Genomic DNA, 21,366 nt, shown 5'->3' with positions numbered 1-21,366 from the left:
ATGACCGGCGTCAGGCACGGTGGAGGCAGAATATACCACACGTTGTACCACTTGTGTACAAGCTATCTCATTAATTACTGACAGGCTACCTGATCGTGACGAGAACACACAGCATACCCGTGACTGGCAGGGTAAACGGTATTACACGCACCTGATTGTCAGCGTGGCTGTTGCAGCAGCCACGCTGACAAGCTCTCCACTATATGAGATACGTTCTCATATCAAATGTCACCCCTACTGACTCGCCGGTGGCACACCTCAGCACGAGGCGCATCTCGTACAAAAAAACACCGGGTGATACGTCTATCGCCCGGTGTTTATGCAGATTACAGGTCTCAGACGAACATCCTACTCTTCAAGGTTGTCGTCGTCATCGCCCATGTCCTGATCGATTTCATCAAGACCGATCTCTTCCTCATCATCACTACCGACGAAGTCATCATCGAACGTTTCTGGTTCTTCAACCAATTCCTCTTCGTCGAGCACATCTTCGTAATCATCGAAGCGCAACGAGGAGAGGATTGTGGCACCTTCACCCAGCTTACCGGGAAATGAGACCCGACCGCGCTGACTCGGGTCCTGGTACACCTCGCGAATCAGAATCCGAACGTTGCGCGAGTCTGATTGCACCACGGCTGCCAGGTAACGATTACCACCGTTGATCAGTTCAACGAGACGATGGCTTAGCTTCGGCTCGATACGTCCGATCAGGTTGCCATCGAGATCGACAACATACACCATCTTGCCTTCGACCCGCAATTCAACCTTCTCACCGGTGATCAGCGCATCTACCGCAGGACCGCGTTGCACATCAACCAACGAGGTTAGCGCAGTGCGGCCAGTCTCAGTAATAAACATGCGCATATCCACTTGCTGGCGAGTCGAGCGGGTGATAGGCGCTTCGGTGATACCTCGGGCCAGCAACGCTTCAAGGCGTGCCACATTCTTGCGCGCAATGGGATTGGCTGCATTCAGACGCAATGCATTCTGATAGGCACGGTGACTATCGGCGTACTTGCCCAGCTCGAAGAGCGCTTTTCCAAGCCGATTGTAGGTCTCAACATCCTCGCCTACACGCAACAATTGTTGGTTCAAATCAGCCGCCTCTTGCCAGCGGTTAAGGGCAGCCAGTTCAATGGCTTTTTCTTGCAAGCGGCGGCGAATGCGCATCTTTTCATCTTGCTTTGACAAGGCCATTCTCCTTGGATTGAGCAGTAACAGAGTCATCTAATTGCGGCACTCCCTGCAACGACCATGGACTGGTAGCGGTGATCTTCACCGGCACCAACTGACCGGTTAGATCGGCAGGGTGACTGAAGAAGACCAGGCGGTTGCCAGGGGTACGACCACGCCATTTCCCCTTGCTTTCACCCTCAACCAATACCTCTACCGTTTGACCGAGGAAGCGAGCCATACGTTCGGTGGCAATTTGCTCTTGCAACTGTTCGAGCCGTCGGCGTCGTTCTTCTTTCACGGCAGGTGGTACAGCGAGGGCCGGGTCTTGCTCCTGTTCAGCAGCCCGTGTGCCAGGACGGGCAGAGAAGGCCGCGATATGGACTTTATCAAAACCGATTTCAGCACACAGATCCATTGTCTGACGGAAATCATCCTCAGTTTCGCCGGGATGACCAACGATAATGTCGGTCGTTAGTGAAATGTCAGGGATCGCGGCGCGAATTTTGGCAATCAACGTCTTGTAGCGAGCAACCGTATAGCCACGACGCATCAGCTTGAGGACCCGGTCAGAACCAGCCTGTACCGGCAGATTAATCTCCGGCTGGCAACGCGGCAAACGGGCAACCGTCTCGATCAGACGGTCGGTCATCCAGGCCGGATGTGACGTCAGGAAGCGCAGGCGCAGCAAACCTGGCGTGGGATCAACAGCCTCAAGCAAGTCAGCCAGTTCAGGACGACCGGGCAGATCGTGGCCCCAGGAATCGACGATCTGACCAAGGAGCGTGATTTCTTTCGCGCCACGAGCCACGATACGGCGCACCTCTTCGACAATCTCGGCGAGTGGTCGCGAGCGTTCACGACCCCGGCGAAGCGGAATCACGCAGTAGGAGCAGGTCATATTGCAGCCGTACTGAATGGGCACATGCACCGATACCGGCGGATGGCTCCAGTCACGCACGGGCAATGCCGGCTCGTCAAGCGTGTAGATGGGGTTAGGCGCCAGGGCTACCACCTCATCGACAGCCGAAGGTGAAACAAAATGATCAACCATCGGTAATTGGTCGGCGAAGATGGAGCGATTATTGGGCCCAACCATACAACCCCAGAGTACAATCCGGGTATCGGGGTGCTGCCGCTTAACCCGGACCAACTCACCGAGCTTGCCGAGGATACGCTCTTCGGCTGAAGCGCGAACACTGCACGAATTCAACACAATAAAGCTGGCATCTTCAGGACGGGTTGCCGGGCTATAGCCCACACCCTGCAGCGCAGCTTCAAGCCGTTCAGAGTCAGAGATATTCATCTGGCACCCAACAGTCCAGACGTAATAGCGCCGCTCGCGCGGCGTCTGATCACGATCTGGACGGGGGCGCTGGTCGAAAAAGATCACATCCTGCATGGAACCCTTACCAAACGATGACGGGTAAGCCACACTCGACGCTCTGACGAGCTGCCTCGCGGAGCGACTCAAGGCAGCGGAAAGCGTCCGAACGTGGGGATACACCAGCCTTGATCAACTGTGGAGCCAGCTCCGACAATTCACGCAACAATTGCACCGACGAGCCGAAGAAGGCCTGGTCTTCCTCGCCATTGTCGTCTTCAAACGGCAGATAGACAGGATCGGCAAAATCGACCGGCAGGTAATAGCTATTGATGCCTTGCAAGTTGATTAAATGACGATACCGGCTAGGTACCAGCTCATCCCAGACATCAGTCACAGCACGGTCGAGATCTTCCTCAAGCACCGGGCCGTCGGCGATAATCGGTGCCAGATCATTGCCACGTTCGAGGTGGGCAGCCATGCGAGCCAATTGATAGAGTGCACCCATCGTCTCAATTGACCCTTCCCAGACCTCGACGCCGGGCTGGCTGAGCAGATCAATATCAATTCCAAGCTCGCGCAGTTGATCCTGCACGGCGGCCACACTCTCGTATTGTTCTTCGTATTCGGCGCGATCTTCATCTGGTCGCACCATAATCAGGGACGCAACTGCCAGATCGAGTTCGGCAGGAGCATGAGTTGACATACAAGTTCTCCTCACTGAGCGCAAAACGCACAATAAAGTATACCATATTTGGACAAGGTTGTGCTGATCGGTGGAAACGTAGAACGATAAGGGAATGAACCAGGTTGAGCATCATCTGGTATGACAACTCAAACGAGAGATCAGTTCACATAAGGGCTTGTGGTCGTGGAGGAGGGTCTGACTCGGATTACGGGGTATGGTACGGCATTTGCTGGGACACACAGCGGATGCGTGGCTTCCCCATACCAAACTTGCGTCACGGTTAGCCCGGTCTGGAAGCTACATCCACAGTCGGTGCGTGATCCTACTGCGTGCGCAGTGGAGACGCTGTTCTCAATATCTGCGCTCAGGTCACCGCCAATGTGATAGTGCGATTACGAGCGCTGAATGCTTGTAAGCCGGATTTGATATGAGTTACGAGCATGCGTTTTGGGGATTAATTGCGGTGATAGATTCAAAGAACCATCCCACCAACAACCTGTTGACGGGATGGTATGTGGGGGTAAGACACCGAATGAGCGAGGCGAGGCACCGCCGATTAGACATACCTAGTAGCGTTCAAACACCGGTTCAACCATATCGAGGGCACGATCTAATTCCTCGCTCCGAGTCAATTCACCTACTGCACGTTCTGATGGGATTCGTCCTACTTCCAGAACAACACGCGGCAGTTCATCTACGATGGCTTTCACGGCAGCCAGAACCGGTCTCGTAGTGGAACCGGTGCGGATGGTGGACACCTCGATGGCGATCACCGAGTCGCCCGCTTCATTGCGAACGATTAACTGCTGCACATCTGGTTCATCAAGCAGCTCTTGCACGCGAGTAAGCAAGCGCCAGCCATGAACGACTTCTGTGGTAATGTCCATGGTTCCCCTCCTGCGCCGTGCTGGCGCCTTGAACAAGATACACTTCCCTACCGTACAGCATACTGCTACCGGCAGGTTTAGCAAGGGAGAAGATGGTTACTTGAGGTATAGATATTTTAACTATTAATATTTGATCTTTTTATCATATCGCCGAGGACTAAGAGCCGGGGCGATTTACCATGGAGAGATAACAGTGTAAGGAGAGAAAGAGCACTCGTCGCTGCCGGTGAATTCTTTTCGATAGAGGATGAACAAGAGCTAAGTAGTCGCGAAGCTCACAAAAGGTTTGACACCTATGCCGGCTTCCCTGTATAATGTAGCTGGATTCGTTGCCTTGTATGCAGTAAGAGCCGGCAAGTAGCATGAACATCTCATCACGCACGTGGAACGCTCTGGTCGCAGCATGTACGACCTTATTGATATTGCTTCTTGCCCTTCCCAAAATTCCGGTTACTGCCGCACCGCTTGCACAAACAATCGACTTTTCCTGGATTCCAACCTCGGTTTCAACCAGTGGACAACCCGGACAAATATCGCTGGTCGTTAATGCATCGCTGCAGAACCGCGGAGCTTTAGATAATTTTGGCATTTCCGCCAATATGCCGTCAGGCTGGTCGCCGTTGACCATCTCGCCCGGTCAGCCAATTAGCATTCCAGCCAATTCTACGCAGAGCTTTACCTTTTTCTTTGACATCCCAGCAACTGCTGCCCCTGGAACCTACACCATAGATGTCTCTGCATTTCGCACCAGTTCACCAAGTATCACGTCTCTCTTCCGTATTATTGTGCAGGTTGCGCAGGCAACGCCAACGGCAACAACCACTCCCGTGCCGTCCACACCAACACCGGCGTTTATTTGTAGCGATGGCTTCGAGCCAGATAACAATCCGGCGCAGGCAAAACGTATCGATGTCCAGATTCCGCAAGAACACGTGATCTGTCCGACTGGCGATGAGGACTGGCTCTTCTTTGGCGGTGTAGGTGGTAAGGTTTACACGATTGATGTGCCGGTGATGCGGCCGGGTATTGACCTTTCATTAGAATTGCTCGATAGCCAGTTGAACCGGGTGGCCTTTAACGATGACTTCTACAATCGCGATCCGGCCAATCCCAACCCCGGTGATACACGACCACGGATCACGGTTCGTATTCCGGCTGATGGTACTTATTACATCAAAGTACGTGATACTGCCGGTAGGGGTGGTACCGATTATTCATACGTGATTGTGTTGTTGGACGAGAGTTACGGCCCGACCCCAGCTACTGCTGAGTCGGTCTGTCTTGATATCTTTGAACCAGATGGCTTGCCTGAGCAGGCACGTTTGATTACGTCTAACGAAGTGCAGGAAAATCGGCACCTGTGTCCAACCGGTGATGCCGATTGGGTGACATTCTTTGCCAAGGCCGGGAAGCGCTACGTGATCTACACAGATACCCGACGCTACCGTGGGCCAAATACAGTCAATAATGATACGCAGGCTGGTGCGGATACGGTGCTAGTACTGGCTGATCGTGATGGGGTTAGTATCCTTGATATCAACGATGACGTGCCGGGAGGGAATACGCTGGACTCTCAAATTGAGTTTTCCCCTAGCGTTGACGGTTTCTACTTTGTGCAAGTGAAAAATGTTGGTGATATTGGCAATCAGTTTATCCGGTATGATCTTGTTTTGTTACTCTGTTTGCCCGGTCAAACCGATTGCCAGCGGCCAGCTTCGCCGCTACCCGGCCAGCCGGACAATCCTGTAGTGCCACCGGCGACATCAACGCCGATCAGAGCACCGGTGGTAACCGATCCAACAAATACGCCAGCACCAACACCGACACCAACACCATAGCAGAAGAGCAATGCCGGTTCGGATGATCGACAGCGCCGGCTTACTGGCTGAATTGAATGAACAAATTGGCCCGCGGAGAGCAACGTCGGCGGCAGAAGCAATAGCAGCAGCCCAAATGAATGCCCGCCTGCGCCAGGCGGGCTTTAGCGTTGATACGCGATCCTGGCCGGCAACTGATCGTCCGGGAAGCCGGTTTGTACCGGTAGCACTTCTGCTGGTGATAATCACAGTGCTGACCGGCTGGCAACCACTCGTTGGATTGATCTTTGGGCCATGGTTGATGGTACTGTTACTGGTCGATACGCTGTATGCGCAACTTCCTGTCTGGCAACGACGGCACACCAGTCAGAACATTGTAGCAGCGCGTCCGGTTACAGAGTCGGATACCCAGACCCCTCGCCGGCCACAGCACAGATTGATCATCCTGGCTCCGCTTGATACGCCTCCAGCCTGGCGTGGTATAACGATCTTTATGGCACCAACGTATGAAGGTTTGCTTGCCCGTTTGAGTGTGGCTTGTTTGCCAATCTTGGTGGCCGTTGGTACAACCATATGGCCGGAATGGCGTTGGCTATTGACCATTGGGGGCCTGGGTGGAGCATTTTGCTTTTGGTGGGCATGCCAGCATCAGCCACCATTGTCCCAGCCTGATGGTGGCCTGGCGGCACTGGCAGCACTGATACTGGCCGGTCAACACCTACCCGCGCTACAGCACGTTGAAGCGTGGGCCGTTGCCGTTGGTGCAGCACACTACGATCACAATGGTGTAAAGATGTTGCTTGAACGATATCCGTTTGATCCGGCAGATACGTCGGTCATTGGATTGGGGCCACTTGCCGGTGGTCAACTTACGGTGATTAGTCGGAGCGGAGTCTTTCGTCAGATCAGTGCCGATCCGCACCTTTTTCAGTTAGCAATGATCGCTGATCGTAACGATCCAGGTATTGATCTCGAACCGCGTCCGCTGGCAAGCGATGATGATCTGTTATCCCTATTCTGGAAGCGCGGATTTCGCACCCTGAGCATTCAAGCCATACCTCAGCGCACTTCAGTTCTCGATCCATCATTAGCCGATCGGGCTGCCCGTCTTGTAGTGGCAATTGCTCAGGCCCTTGATGCAGAGAATAACCATGATTTACCTGTTTTACGGACCTAATGAACTGGTGCGCAGTGAGGCGGTGGCTGAGTTACGGGCCGGTTTGCCCGCAGAGGTCGCTGACCTCAATATCAGTGTGCTTGATGGACGAAAGCTGACCATCGAACAACTGGTTGCGGCATGTGAGGCTCATCCGTTTCTTGCCGAGCGGCGTCTGGTGATCGTCTACGATGCGTTGAAGCATAGTAAAGCCGGGAAGGGGCGCGAAGAATTACGTGGTTATTGCGAGCGTGTACCGACAACCTGTGATCTGGTGTTTGTGGAGCAGGAAGAGATTGATCGCCGACACCTGCTTTTTACATACCTCAGCAAACATGGTGTTGTTCGTGAATTCCCGTTGCTCCAGGGAGCAGAGTTACTCCGCTGGATTGAACAGCGGGCGAAGATGTTGCATGCGACGATTGAACCTGCCGCAGCCCAACGTCTGGTTGAACTGGCAGGGAATGATAGCCGGTTACTGGCGAACGAGCTGGCCAAACTGGCCAGTTATGTGGGGCGCAATGGGAAGATCGATCTGTATGCTGTAGATCGCCTGGTTACCGACCAACAAGAGCAAAATTTGTTTGCATTTCTCGATGAATTAAGTTCGCGACGGTTACGGCCTGCATTACGCGGCGCACGGGCGTTGATTGAAGATGGGCAGGCGCCACCCTATGTGCTCTTCATGCTGGCTCGCCAGATCAGGATTCTTTTGCAGGTGAGGCAACTGCTCAGTCAACGGCATCGCGCTGATGAGATTGCTGCCGAGCTGAACCTGAAGCCATTCGTGGCCCGAAAGGCAACTGAACAGGCGCGTAATTTCAGCCTTGCCGACCTGACGCATGCCCATGATCGTCTGCTCGAACTTGATCATGCGATCAAGACCGGACGAATACAGGCAGAAACAGCACTTGAACTATTCGTTGTGGAAGTGTGTCAGATGCCGCAAGAGGTGGGGAGGCGTTAGCAGCTCTCACAGGCGTAGCAGTTAAGAAAAAAAAGGGTCTGCCTGTAAATGATGAAAGAAAAAGGGCAACACTGCTTTGCAGAAAGTGTTGCCCTTACCCAAACCTACGCTGCAGAACCAGCCTGAGCAGTCAGCGCGACCTTCTTGGCCTTCTGGGCTAACCGCGATTTACGGCGAGCAGCATTGTTTTTGTGAATAATACCTTTTACTGCTGCCTTGTCGATGGTGCTGTAGGCCAAACGCAGAGCAGTCTCATCAACGATACCATTTGCGAGTGCCTGCTCAGCCTTCTTGATCATCGTCTTCACCCGCGAGCGGTACGACTGATTGCGCAGATGCTTGCGCGCATCACTCCGAATTCGCTTTTTTGCCGATTTCGTGTTCGCCAAGGTCAAACTCCTCGGATATAATTGGCACGTTATATGACACGTTAAGCGGCGAGCAAGCGCTCGCCGCGCTAGTTCTGAAGTATAGCATAGGAACGCCGACCGTGCAACTGAGTACCGTCCTCCACCGTCTGAGCGCTCAGCGTAACAGTCTGATCGTCATGGGTGGTTTTATCTTGAGCCGGCTAACCGGGTTGATGCGGGACATCGTGGCTTCATACTATTTTGGTACTTCGGCTGAGATGGCTGCCTACGGTGCTGCTATCAGTACGGTTGATCTACTCTATCTGGTGATTATCGGTGGGGCGTTGGGGAGTAGTTTTATTCCGGTGTTTATTGAATTGTGGGAACGGGCACATCCGGCACGAGCCTGGGAGCTGGCCGGAGCGGTTGTGACCTGGGCCTTGATTATTCTCGGCGTTGCCAGTGCCATCCTGTTCCTGGCCGCGCCGTGGCTGGTGCCACTGCTGTATGGGGGAGAGGGGTTTTCGTCGGCGACGCTTGATCTGATTGTAGCACTTACCCGGCTCTTCCTGCTCTCGCCGTTGCTGTTAGGTTTGGGTGGCCTGGCAATGGCTGCGCTGAACGCACGGGATCGTTTCACCATGCCTGCGTTAGCACCGAGTATTTACAACCTCGGTATTACCGCCGGCGCATTATGCGCACCATGGTTGGGCATTTGGGGCATGGCGTGGGGGGTTGTCATTGGCGCGTTGGGGTATTTGTGCATTCAGATACCGGCACTACACGATCTAGGGATGCACTTGCGACCGCACCTTGGTCGTCACTTGCCAGAGCTGGGGAGAGTCGCCCGTGCAATGGGGCCGCGTGTTATTGGTCAGGCGGCAGCCCACCTGAGTATTGTGGCAACGCTTGCGCTGGCAGCTCGTTTGCCTGATGGTGATGCCAAACTGGCCGGTTTGCGTTGGGCGTATCAATTAATGTTGCTGCCGTATGGTGTGTTTGCATTAAGCCTGAGCACGGTTGCCTTCCCTCGTCTGGCCCGGCTGGTCGCAGAGGGGCAATTGCCGGAATTGACGGACGATGTGCGGGCCACGCTGGGACGGATTCTCTGGTTGACCCTGCCGGCAACTGCCGCGCTGATTACGCTTGGCCCGGCCCTTGCCCGTGTGCTGTTTGAACGTGGGGCGTTTGATGCAGTGTCTCTGCAATATACCGCAGCCGCGTTGACCGGCTATGCGTTTGCTTTGCCGGCGTTTGCTGCTTCAGAAATCATGATCCGCACCTTTTACGCGATGCAACGTACCTGGCCGCCCGTGTTGATTGGACTGACACAGGTAGCAATCAATATCACGCTGGGGATGGTATTGCTGGCGCGAGGCGGGGATATTGGTAGTCTGGCTATTGCCTTCAGTATGGCGAATTCGATTGAGGCGCTGTTGCTCGCGATGGTGCTGAGACGACATTTGCCGGGTATCTGGTATGCGCCAGATTTGTGGAAGCGGATGATTGCTTCCCTCATTACCAGCGTGGTTATTGGCCTGGGCTGGTGGTATATGCGAGAGCTGATACCCGGTGCGACGCCGCTTTCTGCGTATCGCTGGCCGGACGATCTTCCGGGTTTGCTCGCCGGGCTGATAGGATTGGGTGGGGGTGGGGCGGCACTGTATGTGTTGTTCGAGAGTATCAGACGACGGTTCGCCAGGTAAGTGAGCGAACTGAAAGCCGCTAGTGCTATGAGAAATGAACACCACAGAGACACGGAGGGCACAGAGAGGAGCAGAGGGGTTAGAAGTTATCTCATTGACCGTGACGAATACATATAGTATCCCCGTGACCAGCAGAGTGAACGGCGTGACCTGCGCCTGACACGAAGCACGGCTGGTGCGGCAGCACGGCTGCCGCACTCCAAACGCTGTGACACGCACATGACGAACGGGCAAGACAACTAATCCAACGAGTGATTGACCTGGCGATGGTCACCAGACCGCCTCGCTTCCATACCGGTAGATTGGGAGCAAGGTATGCTGTCGTTGGTGATTGGCAAGCGTTCATAAGCCTGGATGATGGTCGGGTAGCACGACAGCACAGTTTTATGAAATAAGTTCTGATGTCCCTCCCCTCCTACTCTCTCACACCTGTTCCTGGCTGACGCGATTGGTGGTAAGGTCGGGTTTGGGATGAACACCATAGAGAGTGCACAGAGAGGAGAAGAGGGAAAACAGGACTGTCCCTCCCCTCCTGCTCTCTCACGCCTGTTCCTGGCTGACGAGATTGGCGACAATTGCTCCTGATGCGATCACACCGGGTAAGCCGGCGCCTGGATGGGTACCGGCACCAACCAGGTAGAGGTTATCAATGTCTTCTGAGCGGTTGTGCGGGCGGAACCAGGCCGACTGCGTCAAAATGGGCTGAATTGAGAAGCCAGCGCCTAGATAGCTATTGAGTGCATCGCGATAATAGCGCGGATCGACCATGTGCTCGACCACGATATGCTGGCGTAGCCCTGGCATGTAATGCTCTTCGAGGAAGGTCAAAATTGCCTCGCGTAGGCGTGGCCCGGCGACAGACCAGTCAATCGGCGCTGCCAGATTGGGTACCGGTGTGAGGAGGTAGAGCGCTTCATGGCCAGGAGGTGCCATCGTTGGATCATTGTGCGAGGGTCGGTGCAGATAGAGCGAGAAATCATCGGCCAGTCGCTTGCGGTTAAAGATATCGTCGAGGAGACCCTTGTAGCGCTCGCTAAAGATGATATTATGCTGCACCAGCCGACCATCGTCGTAGCGGCGGTTAATGCCCAGGTAGATCACAGCCAGCGACATACTGTAACGTAACCGACGGAGCCGTCGGTCGGTTTGCACTTTGCGGTAACGAGGTGGAATGAGGCTCATGTACGTCTGTGGTACATCGGCATTCGATACCACTACGTCGGCAGGGAACAACCGGCCATCTTGCGTGCGCACTGCCTGGGCACGCCGCCCATTGATCACAAGCTCAACAGCTTTCGCATTCAGCTCAAGCTGACCACCGAGTTCGGTAAAGAGTTGAACCATCGCCTTTACAATCGAGCCGGTTCCGCCGCGAGCGTGGTACACTCCCCAACGCCGTTCGAGATAATGCACCATTGCGTAGATAGAGGTCGCATCGAAGGGATTACCGCCAATAAACAACGGATGGAACGAAAAGCAACGGCGGAGAAAATCATCCTGAAAAAACTGCGAGACGAATTGATAGACGCTCTGGTACGATTTGAGGCGAATCAGATCGGGCGCTACGCGCAGCATGTCGCCAATGTGGAGAAACGGTTTATCAATGAGACTGAAACCTTTCTCAAAGATCGGGCGAGTGCTGGCGATGAAGCGCTGGTACCCCTCAACATCAGCCGGATTCCATTGACGGATTTGTTCGAGCAATGCCTCTTCATCTTCCCCATACTCCAGATAGCGGCCCTCGTGATTGAAAAGGCGATAGTAGGGGCGACAAGGCTCCAGCGTGAAGTAATCTTCTCGCCGCTTGCCGGCAAGCTGCCATAGATCGTCGAACATGAAGGGGGCGGTGATCACCGTTGGGCCACTATCGAACGTATAACCTTTGGTTTGGTAGACATAGGCCCGGCCACCGGGACGGTCGCGCTGTTCGAGAATAGTGACCAGATGTCCCTGCGCTGCCAGGCGAATGGCTGCACTCAGCCCGCCAAATCCACTACCAATCACGACAATCTTTTTCTGCCCCATACCGCAAGTACCTCTGGAAAGGATCTGTGGCGTGCCGGAACGCCAGACGGAAGCCGGCCATGCCGATTGTAAAGAGAAGTGTGCATGTGTGTAGAAAGAATTTATTGCCGTGAAGTGAAAGGATAACAACCGGATGGGGTATGCAGGCTCCATACGTAACCATAATAACTTGAACAATCGTCAATGGGCAGAGATCGCTCTTTGTCAGGTGTAGGTAAACCACAGAGGCACGGAGCACACAGAAGTACTAAAGGTTATCTCATTGATTACATACAGACGACATGATCGTGACGAGCACCCACAGCATCGTCGTGACCGGCAGGGTACACGGCGTAACACGCGCCTGACCCGAAGCGCGTCTGGGGCGGTAGTCACGCTACCGCCCCCCACATCGCACGACACGGGGATGATAGGCGGGTAAGGCAACCGAGCCAGACCGGGAGCAGAATGTTGTCGTTGGTGATTGACAAACGTTCATACACCTATGCGACAGGCTGGGAGCACGACCGCGCAGCTTTATGAAATAAGTTCTACTTCTTCCTCTTTGACTCTGTGGTGACATAAAACCCTCAGAGGAGTCATACCCAACAATATGTAGCGCGAGGCGAAAGTGAACAAGTGACATGGTTACCAGGGGGCCAGTGCACAGTCGTTGTCGCACATAAGGTTGGTGCGCTTCCCATCGAAAACCCCGGCATAACAATTTGGTGTAGCGACGTTGCTATGCACGAGACGAATTATTCATATATCGTGGTTGAATTCACGGTGAATACAAGAGCAAACAGTTGTAAGACTACAACTGCTTGTTATAGCCGCTTTACTCTGCTGTAGGCAATAGACCTGTATACTCGACTTGCGAGAGCGTATAGCTAGACGGATTCAGCATGCGCCTGGGAATAGCCTTGATGTCAACATTACTGGCCGGACTGCTGGCAACACTGATCTGGTTCGTCGTTGCCCGTCCGGTCAAAGTGCTACCACGCGGTGAACCGTTTCCACCGTTTGCACTCACCGATCAACGGGGCACGCGCTTGCTCGACAGTGATCTGCGAGGGCGGATGGTCTTTGTCAGTCTCATGCATCGTCGGTGTGGTGACGAATGTGCCGGACAGACAAGGCGGTTACTTGAATTGCGACAGCTGCTTCAGAATAGTGGGCGATTGGGAAGCGAGGTTCTCTTTCTTACGATCACGCTCGATCCTGCTCACGATACACCGGCCGACCTTGCAGCACTGGCGGGCGAGTTGGGGGTGGATCCGCAAACCTGGCGGTTTGTGACCGGCGATCCACAAGAAATAAAAATGATCGTCGGTGGTGGTCTTGGGGTGTATTACACCGAACCTGACGAGCATGGCAAGTTGTACGCTGAGCGACGAACGTTTCTGATTGATCCCAGCGGGATGATCCGCACCTCGTACCCGGCTGAAGGGCCACCTCTGGCTACCGCCCTGCGCGACATCGATCTCATCACCCGTGAGATGGGCAGCCAGGGAGCCATGCGGCTCGTGTACGAAGCGTCTCATCTATTTGTGTGTTATCCGGAGTAAAAACGAGGAGGACAGCATGGCAGAGTATCACCGCCCGTCGGACGACGAGCACGATGACGATCATGAACCGCCACGTGGTGCGCTCATGATCACGCTCGGATTCTTGCTCGCATTGAGCATCCTATGGATGCAAGTCTATCTGACCCTGTTGAACAATGGAGGGATACCAGCGTCATGAAAGACAAAAAATTTATCAGCTATCTCTTTGAGGTGGCCTGGATTCTTCCCAGTGTCGCGATACCAGTCTCGATGATGGTCGCCATTCTGGTAACCGCTTTTGCGGTAGGTGTGCGTGTGCCTACGTCTGCGGGAAGGGTCAGTGTCAGTGCAGTGGCAGCTGGTGCTGATGCTACCTTCAGTCAGACCGGACTCCGCGAGATTGCTCCTGGGCGCTATGAGGCAATCATGCTGGCGCAGACCTTCATGTTTACGCCGAATACGATTGAGATTCCTGCCGGTTCAAAGGTTACCTTCATTCTGACCAGCAAAGATGTGATCCATGGCTTCAAAATCGAGGGCGCCCCGATCAATGTGATGGTTATTCCGGGCCAAATCTCGCGCGTGACGGCGACGTTTGATAAACCTGGCGAATACCTGATCGTGTGTCACGAGTTTTGTGGGGCCGGTCATCAGGTCATGTTCGGTAAAGTCATCGTGAACTGAGCGATAGAGCGCTCGGCTGGAATACAAGGAGAGAATTGCATGGCCAGTATCGCAGCACGTGCCCGCCCGTTGGCAATCAGCGCCGACTTGAGTGTGGAGCGTAAGCTCGCCGGGATCAACATCTTCATCGCCTTTTCTGCGCTGGCAGTAGGCGGCTTGATGGGTGTGTTGCAAATCCTGCGCTACAACGGGCTTGATCTCTATACGCCGGTCAAACCTATCCTGCCTGGTGGCTACTACCAGGGTCTGACCGTTCACGGGGTCTTGAACGTTCTCGTCTTCACCACCTTCTACATCATCGGCTTTTTGACCTACATCTTTGCTAAAGCGCTCAATCGACCACTGGCCAACAGCCGGTTGGCGTGGGCTACACTATGGGTCATGGTTGCCGGCCTGTTGCTGGCAGCAATCCCATTGCTCACCAATAACGCAACCGTGATGTTTACCTTCTATCCACCACTGAAAGCTGACTCACTGTTCTACATTGGGCTGACGCTGGTGGTGGCTGGTACCTGGTTGTTGCTGGTGAACATGATTCTCACCCGGAACGCATGGCTGGCCGATAATCCCGGTCAACGCACACCACTACCGGCATTTATGGCGATTGTGACCATGCTGATGTGGACGATTTCGACGATCGGCGTCGCTAGCGAAATGATCTTCCTGGTGATTCCGTGGTCGCTGGGTTTGGTTGGCGGTACCGATCCGGTGCTGGCACGCACCCTCTTCTGGTTCACCGGTCACCCAATTGTCTACTTCTGGCTGTTGCCAGCGTACATTTCGTGGTACACGCTGGTGCCTGCGCAGGCTGGCGGCAAGCTATTCAGCGATCCGATGGCGCGTGTTTCATTCATTCTCTTCCTCATTCTGTCAATCCCCATCGGTATGCATCATCAGGTAACCGATCCGGGTATCTCGGAGATTTGGAAGCTGGTGCATGCCATCTTTACCTTCGGTGTCTTCTTTCCCAGCCTGCTCACCTTCTTCAACGTTGTCGCCTCACTGGAATATGCGGGGCGGCGTAACGGCGGTGAAGGCTGGCTGGCCTGGATTTTCAACCTGCCGTGGGGTAAACCCGAGATTTCAGCCCAGATTGTGGCAATGATGCTCTTTGCCTTCGGTGGCATTGGTGGGTTGGTCAATGCATCGTACAACATCAATCTGGTCGTTCACAATACCTCGTGGATTTCCGGTCACTTCCACCTGACCGTCGGCACAGCGGTGGCACTTAGCTTTATGGGGATTACGTACTGGCTGGTACCGCACCTGACCGGTCGTGCTCTGTGGAGCAAGGGCCTGGGTGTGGCGCAGGCGTGGCTCTGGTTTGTGGGTATGGGACTCTTCTCGCACTTCATGCACGAGTTGGGGCTGCGCGGAATGCCACGCCGTACCGACATCGGCAGTGCACCGTATGTGCAAGACGAATGGCGCTTCTTCCTCTTCTTTGCCATGATCGGCGGCCTGATTATGTTTGTCAGTGCTATCTTCTACTACCTCAATATGATTATGACGCTGACACGAGGAAAGAAACTGGACGAAGTGCCCGATATTACCTTTGCGCGTGCCCTCTCCGGCCCGGAAGATGCACCAAAAATTCTCGACCGATTGCTGGTGTGGACGACGGTTTCTGCGGTGTTGATCTTGATTAACTATCTGCCGACGATTATTGACATCCTGAGCACGGCAACCTTCGACATACCAGGACGGCGTGTCTGGTAAAGAGCGCCGGTTCAGCGGTGAGACGAGGGGCAGGCAAACGCCTGCCTCTTTTTCTTTTCCGAACGATTTCGGTAGTTACCGGGCAATGCAAACGTTTAATTTTTACTGTTTTTAGTTGACAAAATAGTTAAATTAGATTATGCTAATAGCGTCGCTTAGTACATACCCAAACAATGGTCACCGCTTATGACACTCCTGGTTGCACAAGATATTGGCTATCACGTTAACGGACGCTGGCTGGTGCAGTCGGTATCGCTGACCCTGTCTGCCGGTGAGGTTGTTGCTCTGGTTGGCCCGAATGGTGCTGGCAAAAGTACGCTCTTGAGTTTGCTGGCCGGCGATTTGCCTCCTACTAGCGGTGAAATCTGGCTCGAAGGCGAGCCACTTCACCAACTGTCGGCGCTGGCACAGGCGCAACGGCGCACCGTGTTACGCCAGCAAATTGTCGTGACGTTCCCTTTTACCGCGCTGGAAGTGGCACTTATGGGTCGGGCGCCGCATTTACGGGGTTATGCGGAAAGCGATCATGATCGGGCCATCGCCCAGGAAGCTTTGGTGCAAACAGAAACAGCGTCGTTTGCTGCACGTCCCTTGCCGACGCTTTCCGGTGGCGAACAGGCACGGGTTCAGATGGCGCGGGTGCTGGCCCAAACCACGCCGATTCTGCTACTCGATGAACCGACTGCGGCTCTTGATTTGCGTCATCAGCATCGAGTGTTACACCTCGCCCGTCGTGCAGCCGATCAGGGTGGCGCCGCTCTGATTGTTTTGCACGATGTCAATCTGGCTGCACTCTATGCCAATCGTATTGGACTGATGCATCAAGGTGCGCTATGTGCACTTGGAACGCCATGGGAGGTACTTCGCGCTGAGTTGCTAAGCGATGTGTATGGTGTGCCGGTTACGGTGCAACCGCATCCGCGAGCGGCGACACCTCTTGTTTTGAGCTTACCAGAAGATATGACGGGGAGTAGATATACCTATGTGGCCGAAGCTCGTTAAGTCGCTAACCTTTGCTCTTGTACTGGTCTTGCTGAGCGCTTGTGGAGCCGGATCAACAGCAACAGTACCGACAGCAGTACCTGAACCAACAGCGATACCTACTGCTGTTTCCGCGCCGACTGCTGCTCCTGCGCCAACGACAGCGCCTGTCGCTGAACCCGCACCGACCACGGCTGTACTTACGCCTGTTTTACCGGCAACGGTGACCGATTATCAGGGTGAGACGGTGGTGGTTGAGTCCGTTGACCGGATCGTCAGCCTTACCGGCGATATTACCGAGATCATCTTCGCACTGGGAATGGGTGATTATGTAGTTGGTGTCGACTCCAGTGCGACGTATCCTGCCGAGAAGACCAAAGCCCTGCCTAACATTGGCTATCAACGGCGTTTGAATGCCGAAGGTATTCTGGCTTTGAACCCGACGCTAGTGATTGGTGATGAGGCTGCCGGCCCACCCGAGGCGCTGGCGCAGATTCGTTCGGCAGGTGTTCCGGTAGCGTTGGTGGCTGATCCGCCGACGATGGATGCGCCGATGCAGAAGATACTCTTTGTGGCCCGCGCCCTCGGTATTCCTGAACAAGGATACGAGCTTGCCGGCTAGGTGGAGGCTGAGATTGCGCGTGCTCGCGCCGATGCTGCAACGCTACCTCGACCACCCCGTGTATTGTTCCTCTATCTGCGAGGGACTGATGTTCAGCAGGTGGCAGGTGCCAATACTGCGATTGATGCCATGATTACCGCCGCCGGTGGTGTTAACGCGGCAACTGAGGCCGGTATCGTAAACTACGCGCCGTTGAGTGCAGAGGTTGTGATCGCTGCGCAACCTGATGTCATTCTGGTGCTCACCAAAGGCCTGGAGTCGGTTGGTGGTGTTGATGGCCTCCTGCAAATTCCCGGTCTTGCCGACACGCCAGCCGGCCAACAGCGTCGGGTGATAGATTTCGATGATCTCTATCTGTTGGGGATGGGGCCACGGACTGGACAGGCATTAGCAGAACTGGTGGCGGCATTCAAAGATGCTGTAGCACAAGCGGGTGGATCATGAGCGCAACGTCTGTTGCTCCTGGTCATCGCTTACGTTTTGCTGGGCGAGGCTGGTTATTGCCGATACTGGCAGTGGTTTTGTCAGTAGCATTCTTGTTAGGGGTCGGTATCGGTGCGGTGGCTGTTCCGCCAGATGTGGTAGTAGCCATTCTGTTGAGTAAGATCGGTGTTTCAGTTGAAACAGCGGTTTCTCAACAACAGATGGCAGTACTGTGGAATATTCGTCTGCCACGAGTCGTGCTCGGCGGGTTGGTCGGGGCGGCGCTAGCAGTGAGTGGCGCACTCTTGCAGGGGATTTTTCGTAATCCCCTGGCCGACCCTGGTTTGATCGGAGTGAGTAGCGGAGCGGCACTGGGCGCTGTCTTCACCATCATTAGTGGTCTGGCGGTATTTGGCATCTACACCTTACCGGTTGCTGCATTCCTGGCCGGTGCTGCAACGACACTGCTCGTTTACCGACTGTCGCGCCGGCATGGTCGAACCGATGTGGCGATGCTCTTGCTGGTTGGTCTGGCACTTAATGCATTGGCCGGGGCAACAACTGGTCTGCTAACTTACCTTGCCGACGATGCTCAATTGCGTTCGATTGTCTTTTGGACACTGGGTGGATTGGGAGGAGCGCTGTGGGAGACGGTTCTGGCTGCGGCTCCTCCAATCCTGATCGTGCTCGTGTTAGCACCGAGACTGGGATTCTATCTCAATCTCTTTGCATTGGGTGAGGCGGAAGCCCGCCATCTTGGTGTGAATGTGGAGTGGATTAAGCGAGCAGCGGTGTTGATGGCGGCGCTGGCGACCGGTGCAGCGGTCGCGCTGACCGGGCCAATCGGGTTTATCGGTCTGATTGTTCCCCATATGGTGCGGCTGGCTATCGGCTCCGATCATCGCTGGCTCATCCCGGCCTGTGCCTTTGGTGGCGCAACCCTGTTGATCCTGGCCGATCTGCTGGCACGCACACTGGCAGCGCCGGCTGAGATTCCGGTGGGACTTTTCACTTCATTCGCGGGTGGGCCATTCTTTTTGGCCCTGATCTTGCGTACACGCCGACATTACGGGTTCAGTTGAGACGTAAGGAGATAGCATGATCACAACTGCAAATCGCATCTTTGTGCATCCCGACTATGCAGACCTGTTTGAAGAGACGTTCCGCAATCGTGCCCGTCTGGTGGATCGAATGCCTGGCTTCATCAGTAACCAGTTACTCCGTCCGGTCAATCCGGGGGATCCCTACATCGTGCTGACGACGTGGGAGAGCCGGGCACACTTTGAAGCGTGGGTGCGCTCGGAGGAATTTCGTCAGGGGCACGCTCGTTCCGGGACATTGCCGAAAGAAGCATTCATTGCCCCCAATAAACTTGAATTGCACGAGATTATTCTCGATACAACCCGGCCCGACTTGGTGCCTGAGCCACGGGGGAAGCCGTTCAAAGTGCATCGCGAGAGATGACGCTTACGGTTTTGGCAATGATCAAACTGATCGGTATCTGGCATTGAGCGCGGATAACTACCTCGTGCATTCGAGAGGAAACTCTATTCATTGAATGTAGATCGGCGTCGTGCAGTCACTTCTAGTACCTACATGACGCCGACTTATATCAAATCGACATAATTTTGTTGATGTCATAACCCGACAGGGAGGCTGCTTGCAATTCAACAGGAGCGTCATTCATGGTTACCTCCCATCTACCGCTCTTTTTCGTACAAGGAACCATGCGTCTCGCCGCACCTGAAGCCACCTGCCTGCTCGCTCTGGCCGATCTGTCTGAACACGACAAGCCGGTCTTTGCTGACCAGTTGGTGCGTTGTTTACATATTGAGCCTGAGCAGTTGTTGCAGACATTACAACATCTGTTTACACGCCAGTTGGTTACGGCTGAAGAGCGAGGGAGATTGGTTTTAACCGCGAATGGTTATTTGCTGGCCCGACACTTGATCATCCGTCATCGCTTGTTGGAGCGGTTTTTGTTGGATGTGGTTGGTGTACCTTGGATATTTGTTCATCGCGAGGCTGCCCGGCTAGCGCCGGTTGTTTCGCCCCTATTTCTTGAGCGTGTGATTGAATTAACCCGCCATGCGACAGTGTGCCCGCATGGTAATCCGATCCCTGGGCGCAGTGTTCTGGCAACAACGGAGGTATGTTTAACGAATGCACCGATGGGTCAGCGTTGTTGTCTCACTCGTGTTGCCGAGTGGGTTGGCTATGAAACGCATCTGTTACAGCGATTGTGGAGTCATGAACTTCTGCCGGGACGTAGCTTTGTACGTGTGCCCGATCCCTTCCAGCGCTATGTGATTGTAGTGGATCAGCGAGTGCTGGTGTTGGGGCCGCGGATTGCCAGTGCGTTATTTGTCGTTGTTGAATAGTTTTCTCCGTCTCTTAGCAGAAAGTAAGATATTCTCGATAACGTGGACACCAGGAGCAGTGGCGAGATTGATCTTTACACTTCATTAGACATAAGAATACTGCGTTTAGGTCATAAACAATTCAGCTATAAACAGTGCTGATTGATCGTTCCTCATTTCAGGTATCGAATACCTCTTAAATATAACCCAAGTTGCCACCTACGTTGTGAGCAGGCCACGTGAGGCTAACTGCTACGATGAACGGCACGATGTTGTGCACAACACCGTGGAGCATCACTGTATGAACCATGTGGCTAGTAGTCAGTTCCCATGGGCGTGATTCGTCACGTCTCACGGTGACAACCTGGATTACCCCCATCCTCTGTGTCTTCCGTGTCTCTGTGGTGACAAAGGTAGCAAGCCGGGTTATCATACCGAATCTTGACTGACGCTATGTATCGCTCAGGTTGCTATGCCCGTGCTGAAACAGGGTATGTCACTGGTGGGTCGTTGCAGACGCACTGGCTGGTTCACGTGCAGCCGCATTCAGGAGCAGCGCAGGGTGGTCGTTGGATAGCGGGGCATGCGTTCGCTGTTCTCAGTGGTGCTATGCCCAGGCCCAACCACAACATGCGTGCTCCTGGAAGGAGGGCAGCCCTTGTGAATGCCAGGTGAACTATCCACCGGTGCATCTTACACACTAACCACACCCTCATACGGTCATCGTACAACCTCACCATCTTTTGCCGTGTAACTTTTGCGCTCCTGAACCGGTTTATATACAGGACGCCATCTCGTTCAGGGGTGCCGTATGTTCCAGTATTCTCTCCCAAGCGCTCGCCGCTGCTACTCTTGTTCACCGATCATTGCCAGGCAGTACGTCCAACACCGGCCTCACCCGGTGCACCGAACAGACGGTGTGATACAATACCACTCCAGAACTCGTTCCCAACCGTTA

18 protein-coding genes and 1 pseudogene are annotated in these 21,366 nt (G+C 54.3%); 13 read left to right on the top strand and 6 right to left on the bottom strand.

Annotation, left to right across the window (positions count from 1 at the left end):
• Window positions 1-348: 348 nt before the first annotated feature.
• The 4 genes from VAE57_RS16795 to VAE57_RS16780 all read right to left on the bottom strand — a co-directional run bounded on the left by VAE57_RS16795 (window position 349) and on the right by VAE57_RS16780 (window position 4,072).
• A complete protein-coding gene (locus tag VAE57_RS16795; RefSeq protein ID WP_322823005.1) occupies window positions 349-1,197 on the bottom strand; it encodes a tetratricopeptide repeat protein in 849 nt (282 codons plus the stop codon).
• A complete protein-coding gene (gene miaB / locus VAE57_RS16790) occupies window positions 1,175-2,575 on the bottom strand; it encodes a tRNA (N6-isopentenyl adenosine(37)-C2)-methylthiotransferase MiaB (RefSeq protein ID WP_322823004.1) in 1,401 nt (466 codons plus the stop codon). Before miaB ends, VAE57_RS16795 begins: the two co-directional genes overlap by 23 nt.
• Window positions 2,576-2,582: 7 nt before the next feature.
• Window positions 2,583-3,203, bottom strand: a complete 621-nt coding sequence (locus tag VAE57_RS16785) for a hypothetical protein (protein ID WP_012258277.1) — start codon at window positions 3,201-3,203, stop codon at window positions 2,583-2,585.
• 548 nt (window positions 3,204-3,751) lie between these two features.
• Complete coding sequence (locus VAE57_RS16780) at window positions 3,752-4,072, bottom strand: DUF4342 domain-containing protein (RefSeq protein WP_322823003.1); 321 nt, start codon at window positions 4,070-4,072, stop codon at window positions 3,752-3,754.
• Between the two features lie 362 nt (window positions 4,073-4,434).
• On the opposite strand from VAE57_RS16780, the gene VAE57_RS16775 reads away from it, so the two are divergent.
• From VAE57_RS16775 to holA, 3 genes are read left to right on the top strand one after another with little or no spacing between them, the layout of a single operon-like run.
• Window positions 4,435-5,910 (top strand): NEW3 domain-containing protein, encoded by a 1,476-nt coding sequence (locus tag VAE57_RS16775; RefSeq protein ID WP_322823002.1) that lies wholly within the window; start codon window positions 4,435-4,437, stop codon window positions 5,908-5,910.
• 10 nt (window positions 5,911-5,920) lie between these two features.
• A complete protein-coding gene (locus tag VAE57_RS16770) occupies window positions 5,921-7,066 on the top strand; it encodes a hypothetical protein (protein WP_322823001.1) in 1,146 nt (381 codons plus the stop codon).
• Window positions 7,041-8,012, top strand: a complete 972-nt coding sequence (gene holA / locus VAE57_RS16765; protein ID WP_322823000.1) for a DNA polymerase III subunit delta — start codon at window positions 7,041-7,043, stop codon at window positions 8,010-8,012. The genes VAE57_RS16770 and holA overlap by 26 nt, the downstream gene beginning before the upstream one ends.
• Before the next feature lie 104 nt (window positions 8,013-8,116).
• Here holA and rpsT read toward each other — a convergent pair whose 3' ends face one another.
• Entirely contained in the window at window positions 8,117-8,401 is a 285-nt protein-coding gene (rpsT, locus tag VAE57_RS16760; protein ID WP_322822999.1) for a 30S ribosomal protein S20, read from the bottom strand.
• A gap of 101 nt (window positions 8,402-8,502) precedes the next feature.
• Here rpsT and murJ point away from each other — a divergent pair, with 101 nt between their 5' ends.
• Window positions 8,503-10,068 carry a murein biosynthesis integral membrane protein MurJ gene (gene murJ, locus VAE57_RS16755; protein WP_322822998.1) on the top strand — a complete coding sequence of 522 codons (1,566 nt, stop codon included), beginning with the start codon at window positions 8,503-8,505 and terminating at the stop codon, window positions 10,066-10,068.
• A 540-nt stretch (window positions 10,069-10,608) separates the two neighbouring features.
• Here murJ and VAE57_RS16750 read toward each other — a convergent pair.
• Complete coding sequence (locus VAE57_RS16750) at window positions 10,609-12,093, bottom strand: phytoene desaturase (protein ID WP_322822997.1); 1,485 nt, start codon at window positions 12,091-12,093, stop codon at window positions 10,609-10,611.
• Window positions 12,094-12,998: 905 nt separating this feature from the next.
• On the opposite strand from VAE57_RS16750, the gene VAE57_RS16745 reads away from it, so the two are divergent.
• From VAE57_RS16745 to VAE57_RS16705, 9 genes and pseudogenes are all read left to right on the top strand, one after another.
• Entirely contained in the window at window positions 12,999-13,640 is a 642-nt protein-coding gene (locus VAE57_RS16745; RefSeq protein WP_322822996.1) for an SCO family protein, read from the top strand.
• A 16-nt stretch (window positions 13,641-13,656) separates the two neighbouring features.
• Window positions 13,657-13,818 (top strand): hypothetical protein, encoded by a 162-nt coding sequence (locus tag VAE57_RS16740; RefSeq protein WP_322822995.1) that lies wholly within the window; start codon window positions 13,657-13,659, stop codon window positions 13,816-13,818.
• Window positions 13,815-14,303 (top strand): cytochrome c oxidase subunit II, encoded by a 489-nt coding sequence (locus VAE57_RS16735; RefSeq protein ID WP_322822994.1) that lies wholly within the window; start codon window positions 13,815-13,817, stop codon window positions 14,301-14,303. Before VAE57_RS16740 ends, VAE57_RS16735 begins: the two co-directional genes overlap by 4 nt.
• A 39-nt stretch (window positions 14,304-14,342) precedes the next feature.
• Entirely contained in the window at window positions 14,343-16,022 is a 1,680-nt protein-coding gene (locus tag VAE57_RS16730; protein WP_322822993.1) for a b(o/a)3-type cytochrome-c oxidase subunit 1, read from the top strand.
• Window positions 16,023-16,208: 186 nt separating this feature from the next.
• Window positions 16,209-17,024: a heme ABC transporter ATP-binding protein gene (locus tag VAE57_RS16725; protein WP_322822992.1), complete on the top strand. Its 816-nt coding sequence runs from the start codon at window positions 16,209-16,211 to the stop codon at window positions 17,022-17,024.
• Window positions 17,005-18,069, top strand: a pseudogene (locus VAE57_RS16720) (heme/hemin ABC transporter substrate-binding protein). Before VAE57_RS16725 ends, VAE57_RS16720 begins: the two are co-directional and overlap by 20 nt.
• Window positions 18,066-19,130, top strand: a complete 1,065-nt coding sequence (locus tag VAE57_RS16715) for an iron ABC transporter permease (RefSeq protein ID WP_322822991.1) — start codon at window positions 18,066-18,068, stop codon at window positions 19,128-19,130. The pseudogene VAE57_RS16720 and the gene VAE57_RS16715 overlap by 4 nt, the downstream one beginning before the upstream one ends.
• A 16-nt stretch (window positions 19,131-19,146) precedes the next feature.
• Window positions 19,147-19,512 carry an antibiotic biosynthesis monooxygenase gene (locus VAE57_RS16710; RefSeq protein ID WP_322822990.1) on the top strand — a complete coding sequence of 122 codons (366 nt, stop codon included), beginning with the start codon at window positions 19,147-19,149 and terminating at the stop codon, window positions 19,510-19,512.
• 221 nt (window positions 19,513-19,733) lie between these two features.
• A complete protein-coding gene (locus VAE57_RS16705; protein WP_322822989.1) occupies window positions 19,734-20,429 on the top strand; it encodes a metal-dependent transcriptional regulator in 696 nt (231 codons plus the stop codon).
• Window positions 20,430-21,366: the final 937 nt, after the last annotated feature.

The organism is Chloroflexus sp., assembly GCF_034434295.1.
Lineage (GTDB): Bacteria > Chloroflexota > Chloroflexia > Chloroflexales > Chloroflexaceae > Chloroflexus.
The sequence above is the reverse complement of the archived record's forward strand: the minus strand, read 5'-3'. Positions and strand labels throughout refer to the sequence as shown.

Coding starts and splice junctions, on each gene's coding strand:
- VAE57_RS16715 (WP_322822991.1), top strand. CDS start 18,066: ATGAGCGCAACGTCTGTTGCTCCTGGTCATCGCTTACGTTTTGCTGGG.
- VAE57_RS16730 (WP_322822993.1), top strand. CDS start 14,343: ATGGCCAGTATCGCAGCACGTGCCCGCCCGTTGGCAATCAGCGCCGAC.
- VAE57_RS16770 (WP_322823001.1), top strand. CDS start 5,921: ATGCCGGTTCGGATGATCGACAGCGCCGGCTTACTGGCTGAATTGAAT.
- VAE57_RS16745 (WP_322822996.1), top strand. CDS start 12,999: ATGTCAACATTACTGGCCGGACTGCTGGCAACACTGATCTGGTTCGTC.
- VAE57_RS16795 (WP_322823005.1), bottom strand. CDS start 1,197: ATGGCCTTGTCAAAGCAAGATGAAAAGATGCGCATTCGCCGCCGCTTG.
- VAE57_RS16710 (WP_322822990.1), top strand. CDS start 19,147: ATGATCACAACTGCAAATCGCATCTTTGTGCATCCCGACTATGCAGAC.
- VAE57_RS16725 (WP_322822992.1), top strand. CDS start 16,209: ATGACACTCCTGGTTGCACAAGATATTGGCTATCACGTTAACGGACGC.
- VAE57_RS16780 (WP_322823003.1), bottom strand. CDS start 4,072: ATGGACATTACCACAGAAGTCGTTCATGGCTGGCGCTTGCTTACTCGC.
- VAE57_RS16775 (WP_322823002.1), top strand. CDS start 4,435: ATGAACATCTCATCACGCACGTGGAACGCTCTGGTCGCAGCATGTACG.
- VAE57_RS16735 (WP_322822994.1), top strand. CDS start 13,815: ATGAAAGACAAAAAATTTATCAGCTATCTCTTTGAGGTGGCCTGGATT.
- VAE57_RS16740 (WP_322822995.1), top strand. CDS start 13,657: ATGGCAGAGTATCACCGCCCGTCGGACGACGAGCACGATGACGATCAT.
- VAE57_RS16705 (WP_322822989.1), top strand. CDS start 19,734: ATGGTTACCTCCCATCTACCGCTCTTTTTCGTACAAGGAACCATGCGT.
- holA (WP_322823000.1), top strand. CDS start 7,041: ATGATTTACCTGTTTTACGGACCTAATGAACTGGTGCGCAGTGAGGCG.
- VAE57_RS16750 (WP_322822997.1), bottom strand. CDS start 12,093: ATGGGGCAGAAAAAGATTGTCGTGATTGGTAGTGGATTTGGCGGGCTG.
- miaB (WP_322823004.1), bottom strand. CDS start 2,575: ATGCAGGATGTGATCTTTTTCGACCAGCGCCCCCGTCCAGATCGTGAT.
- VAE57_RS16785 (WP_012258277.1), bottom strand. CDS start 3,203: ATGTCAACTCATGCTCCTGCCGAACTCGATCTGGCAGTTGCGTCCCTG.